Below are 1,009 nucleotides of genomic sequence, written 5' to 3'. Positions count from 1 at the left end.
AACGCCAAAATGGCGGAATAACCAACGTAACCTAAATATAAAAGTGGCGGATGAATGATCAATCCAATGTCCTGTAGCATTGGATTCAAATCACGTCCTTCTACTGCCAATGTTTTTGCGAACTCAAAAGGGTTAGACGTTGTTAACGTGAACCAAGCAAAAACGGCAATCAGGACATTCATAATGCCAAGGCAATCTGCGGTGTAGCATTGGCTGATCGGAGAACTAAGTGCAATGTATGATGCCCATAAACTGAGCGTCACGACCCAAAACAGCATGGAGCCTTGGTGCCCACCCCATGCCGCTGCAACCTTGTAGGCGGTTGGCAATTGGCTGTTGGAATGAGTGACCACATATTCAAGAGCAAAATTGTCTTGGATAAAACAGACAATCAGCAGTAATAGACAAACAACAGAGGCCAAACTGATGAGATGTGAGGTCGCAAGTTGGTGTTCTAACATAATGGGCTTAGCCGCTGCACGGCGATACCAATGCAGTACAGCGGAACAACTCGCCCCCATTGCGACGAAAATCAGTAAGAAGAACCCTAGTTCAGCCTCCATTGTTCCTCCTTAGACAACGGTCATTTGACCAGCATAGAGTATGAACGTACGCAGCATCAGCACGCCGACCAAACTCAATGTTGTCACGACAAAGACGTAACTACCTTTATGGCGAACTTCAGAAGGCATTAACCAGTTCAATGTTAGCGGCATCAACATACCAATCAACACAACACCAACCCAGAACCACTGCGCCCAAAAGCCGTTGGATATTGCATTCCAAGCTGCGACTTCGTTTTGCCCCCCGCTGAAAATCAGGCCAGTAAAGAACGTTACTAAAACGAACAACTCGAATAATACAACCGGACGTTCAAAGCCATGCACCCATGAAACACTAGGACTGGATGTCGCCTCTTTAAACACTAAGATTCCGAACATCAAACATGCCGCTGCGCCCGAAGAAAGGCTTGAGAATAGGAACAAAATCGGCAACACCGGATTGTTGA

Annotated in this window: 2 protein-coding genes; both read right to left on the bottom strand. The window is 46.4% G+C overall.

What is annotated here, in order from left to right; all coding sequences use genetic code 11:
* Positions 1-563: cytochrome c biogenesis protein CcsA (gene ccsA / locus R7P72_RS26300; RefSeq protein ID WP_318111221.1), on the bottom strand; the 563-nt coding region annotated here is incomplete at its 3' end.
* Positions 564-572: 9 nt separating this feature from the next.
* The coding region (gene nrfD, locus R7P72_RS26295) for an NrfD/PsrC family molybdoenzyme membrane anchor subunit (protein WP_318111219.1) at positions 573-1,009 on the bottom strand (437 nt) is incomplete at its 5' end.

Origin of the sequence: Vibrio sp. Vb0888, assembly GCF_033338835.1 — a bacterium.
Lineage (GTDB): Bacteria > Pseudomonadota > Gammaproteobacteria > Enterobacterales > Vibrionaceae > Vibrio > Vibrio alginolyticus.
This window is presented reverse-complemented; position numbering and strand designations above follow the sequence as displayed.